We start from the raw sequence: 3,946 nt of genomic DNA, 5'->3' as shown, positions 1-3,946 counted from the left end.
AAAATTCAGTACGATCCGACAACGCTAGCTTGTGAACCTCTACCTTTCCTTGAAGTTCGTTTAACAGAACATTAATAGAAAGAATCGCGTGCTGCAGTCTCATCGGCTCAAAGGCAATAATTCGCGATGCACCAAGATGGGCAGCTGCAAATATTGAATGATTCCCAACATTTGCACCGATATCGACAAAGCATGCTCCCTCTTTAATGTTTTCCGCTAGCACGTCAAGCAAGTCCTGCTCGTAGAACTTCCCATCTGCATGATGCTTCTGTATCACATCGAACCTGTCCGCAACCAGAAATCTAGACGGCTTTCCATTATGCAAGACAGAAGCAATCATTGCTTGCGCAGGATCTATAAAAGGCGAGTCATCTCGATATATCCGATGAATGTCGATATCAAAGTATTGGAAAGCCTTTCGGATAAAACTGCGAAATTCCATTTTTTCCTTTCCTTTTTCTATATTGCCACTTATCTATGCATTCTGAGCCATTTTCTTGAAGGTTGGACTGCGTTCGATCAGCTCTGTATAGCTTCCTTTATCCACTACACAACCACCTTCAAGAAAATAAATAATGTCACACTTGCGCACCGTGGCAAGTCGGTGCGCGATCATGACTATAGTCTTCTTTCCAGAGAAGTCATGAATAGCATCCATAATCAGTTTTTCAGTTATGCCATCAAGCGCACTGGTTGCTTCATCAAGAATCAGGACATCCGCATCATTGTAAAGCGCACGAGCAATGCCGATACGCTGACGCTGACCACCTGACAGCTGCACCCCTCGCTCTCCAACTCTGGCGTCCAGGCCTTGCGGCAACTCCGCTACTAGCTCATCCAAATGAGCCATGCTGGCTGCCCTTCTGACTTTTTCTTCATCAATCAGCTCAAGAGGCAATCCGAATGCTATATTCTCGCGAATGCTACTGTCTGCCAGAAAGATAGACTGAGGTACGAATCCCAAGGAATTTTGCCAGGAGCGCAGGGTCTGCTTTGTAATCGGCTTACCATCTACCACCAGTAGCCCCTTGTCCGGCTGAATCAACCCGAGCAGGATATCAATGACTGTCGACTTGCCCGAGCCTGACGCACCTACAAGGCCGATGACTTTATTTACTCCTATGGTCATTGTTATATCTCGAAGCGCAGGCTCAGCTTTATCCGGGTAGGTGAACTGCACGTTCTTGATCTCGATGGACTGGCGAGGGGTTAAGTGCTCTTGACCGCTTTCACTGCGCGCCAGCTGCAGCGTCGCGGTTGCGCTCGCCCTGAGATCATCTCGCAGCCCTTCGAACGCCGTCAGACTGCCTCGAATACTGGAGACACTGCTGTATATCTGCTGAAATGCCGGAAGCAGCTTGAACCCAGCCAGAGCATAAACTGAAAGCACTGGCAGTATAGTGCCCAAATTGCCGTCGTAAGCAGCGAGCAGGTAAAGAATCAGGAAGATTACGCCGCCGAAGGCTACCAGCTCCATCACGAAGCGTGGCACTTGGCTCATTACTTGGCTTTTGCCCTGAGCATCGGCAAAGCGGGCACTGGCATAGTCAAATCGATCTGTGAAAATCTGCTGCCTGCCCAGCAGAAGCACGTCTTTGATGCCACCGAACCCTTCACCCATTAGCTTAAATCGAAGTCGCTGAGACGAGGTAATGATGCCGCCATTTCTGATGAGCTTTTGTCGCACAATTCTGTACATCGCCAAATAGGCGACTGCGAACACCGTGAGCCCAGTGATCGCGACAGCAGGGTTAAATAGAAAAATAGCTATCGCCATCAGTGTCGCCATCACGATGCGGGCATTCATTTGCATTAGCGGATTGATGATTCCTGTGGTGACTCGAGTACATTCCTGCGCTATTTGATTGGTGAGCTGACTACTACTGCCGCATGCATGAAAAAGCCACGGTTGATGCATGTAGTGGTGATATAGACGACTACTGAGCTCTGCACCGACAATAGATCCGTACATTGAGAGACGCCAGATAGTGAGTATGGAGATGATCGCGGCCGCCAATAACGAAAGTAAAACAGCTGCACCCACTAGAATCATAAAAATTCGAGGGCTATCAATGCCACTTAGGCGATAGATATCCCCCACTATTCCCTCACGCTGCAGGAGACTCATATCTCCCACCAGGGCCATAAAAGGACCAATGGAAAGCACGCTTCCCAGCTCTGCCACTGCCATCAGCACTACCAATAGCTGAAGCCGGAGAAGCTTTTTGCGCTGCTGATCGGTAAGGAGTGAGTAGAGATCTTTAAGTTGTTTAAGCATTCAAGCACTTGTCTCTGGTTTGATTTGAGAATTTTCCTCTAGTTCGGTCATAGCATGCTGCAGACTCTGAGCATTCTTATCTTTTTTCGACAGCAGCAGCCCGTCCGGACTTGACACACCCCAGTCGATATTTACGGTCGGATCGTTCCAGAAAATTGAGCGCTCGTATTCAGGAGAGTGGAAATCCGTGCACTTGTACTGAAAATCCGCCGTATCACTCGTCACCAGAAAGCCATGGGCAAATCCGGGCGGCACCCACAGCATGCGGTTGTTCTCCTCCGACAGGCACTCCCCCACCCACTGACCGAAGGTTGGCGAGCCAACGCGCAGATCTACTGCCACATCGAACACTTCCCCTCGTGTAACTCGCACCAGCTTCCCCTGTGGCTGCTTGATCTGATAGTGCAGGCCTCGCAAGGTGTTCTTGACCGACCGACTGTGATTGTCCTGAACGAAGGCAACATTGATCCCGGCTTCGCGGAAGGCCTTTTCATTCCAGGTTTCCATAAAGAAGCCGCGTTCGTCGCCGAACACTTTTGGCTCGATTAGCTTTACATCGGGAATACGGGTGCTGATGATTATCATAGTCGCACCTTTATTTGCCTGTTTGCGCTAACTTGACCAGATACGCGCCATAGCTGTTCTTCTTGAGCTTCTGCCCTTCTTCCATCAGCTTGTCACGATCGATATACCCCATGCGCCAGGCAATCTCCTCCAGACAGGCAATTTTCAGTCCCTGACGCTTTTCCAAAGTTTCGATAAAGGCGGAAGCTTCATGTAAGGAATCGAAGGTGCCGGTGTCCAGCCAGGCGAAGCCGCGGCCGAGCAGCTCCACATTCAGATCGCCCCGCTCCAGGTAGGCCTGATTGACGCTGGTAATCTCCAGCTCGCCGCGCTCTGAGGGCTTAACCTTTTTGGCGATTTCGATAACGTCGTTATCGTAGAAGTACAGGCCGGTAACCGCGTAGTCGGATTTGGGCTTGAGCGGCTTTTCTTCAATGGAGATGGCGCGGTTGTTGTCATCGAACTCGACCACGCCGAAGCGTTCCGGGTCTGTCACCTGATAGCCGAATACGGTGGCACCCCGGGTGCGCGTTGCGGCATTCTGCAAAATCTTGCTCAGCCCTCTGCCGTAGTAAATGTTGTCTCCCAGCACCAGGCAGACGCTATCCTTGCCGATAAAGTCCTCACCGATAATAAATGCCTGTGCCAGACCATCCGGGCTGGGTTGCACCGCATACTGAATATTGATGCCCCACTGGCTGCCATCGTCCATCAGGCGCTGAAAGCCCGACTGATCCTCTGAAGTGGTGATCACCAGCACATCTTTAATTCCCGCCAGCATCAGTACCGACAGTGGGTAGTAGATCATCGGCTTGTCGTAGATCGGCAGCAGCTGTTTGGAAATGCCACGGGTGATCGGATAAAGACGGGTGCCGGAACCGCCGGCAAGAATAATTCCCTTCATGTTCTATCCTTCAGGTGCTCTTTCAAAGTGAGTTCCAGCTGGCTCTGCCAGTCTGGCAGATCTATTCCCAGTGCGGACCGAAGCTTGTCGGTTGCCAGGCGCGAATTCAGTGGCCGCCTGGCGGCAACCGGATAGGCGCTACTCGGTATCGGCTGCACTTTGTCTGCGGCAATGCTTAGTTGCTCACCTGCTGCAATAGC

General features: G+C 50.9%; 5 protein-coding genes. All 5 read right to left on the bottom strand.

From position 1 onward, the window contains the following. The coding region (locus J1C54_RS16085) for an FkbM family methyltransferase (RefSeq protein WP_229149929.1) at positions 1-442 on the bottom strand (442 nt) is incomplete at its 3' end. 33 nt (positions 443-475) lie between these two features. After that, a complete protein-coding gene (locus J1C54_RS16080) occupies positions 476-2,278 on the bottom strand; it encodes an ABC transporter ATP-binding protein (RefSeq protein WP_229149928.1) in 1,803 nt (600 codons plus the stop codon). Further along, positions 2,279-2,863, bottom strand: coding sequence for a dTDP-4-dehydrorhamnose 3,5-epimerase (gene rfbC / locus J1C54_RS16075; protein ID WP_229149927.1), 585 nt, complete (start codon positions 2,861-2,863; stop codon positions 2,279-2,281). Positions 2,864-2,873: 10 nt separating this feature from the next. Then, the gene (gene rfbA, locus J1C54_RS16070; protein ID WP_229149926.1) at positions 2,874-3,746 is read right to left on the bottom strand and encodes a glucose-1-phosphate thymidylyltransferase RfbA; all 873 of its coding nucleotides are present in this window, start codon (positions 3,744-3,746) and stop codon (positions 2,874-2,876) included. After that, the coding region (locus J1C54_RS16065) for a sugar nucleotide-binding protein (protein WP_229149923.1) at positions 3,743-3,946 on the bottom strand (204 nt) is incomplete at its 5' end. The genes J1C54_RS16065 and rfbA, both read right to left, overlap by 4 nt.

The organism is Alcanivorax sp. 1008 (genome assembly GCF_020667895.1).
Classification (GTDB): domain Bacteria; phylum Pseudomonadota; class Gammaproteobacteria; order Pseudomonadales; family Alcanivoracaceae; genus PGZG01.
This window is presented reverse-complemented; position numbering and strand designations above follow the sequence as displayed.

Coding starts and splice junctions, on each gene's coding strand:
- J1C54_RS16080 (WP_229149928.1), bottom strand. CDS start 2,278: ATGCTTAAACAACTTAAAGATCTCTACTCACTCCTTACCGATCAGCAG.
- rfbA (WP_229149926.1), bottom strand. CDS start 3,746: ATGAAGGGAATTATTCTTGCCGGCGGTTCCGGCACCCGTCTTTATCCG.
- rfbC (WP_229149927.1), bottom strand. CDS start 2,863: ATGATAATCATCAGCACCCGTATTCCCGATGTAAAGCTAATCGAGCCA.